Source organism: Penaeicola halotolerans, assembly GCF_016464625.1.
Lineage (GTDB): Bacteria > Bacteroidota > Bacteroidia > Cytophagales > Cyclobacteriaceae > Penaeicola > Penaeicola halotolerans.
Map to the genome: position 1 here is coordinate 1 of NZ_JAEAGO010000241.1, position 233 is coordinate 233.

Sequence of the window (233 nt, forward strand, 5' to 3'; positions counted from 1 at the left end):
AAAATATTGGTAAAAAAATGTCTATGAAGAAGCTTTTACTTTCCTTGTTGATTTTGGCTTTAGGTTTTAGTACCTATGCGCAAAATGAACAAAAACATGCATATAAATTTGAGCAGCTCGGAACGATGCTCCGCTCGCCAAACGTGTACCGTACCGCCTCAGGTGCACCGGGTCATCTCTATTGGCAGCAGAAGGCCGCCTACAAGATCCAAGAAGCCCTCGAAGATGCCAAG

At 44.2% G+C, this 233-nt stretch carries 1 protein-coding gene; it reads left to right on the top strand.

The genetic code is table 11. The features are described from left to right. Positions 1–23 precede the first annotated feature (23 nt). A partial coding sequence (locus I5349_RS14135; RefSeq protein ID WP_226391400.1) for a hypothetical protein occupies positions 24–233 on the top strand: 210 nt, incomplete at its 3' end.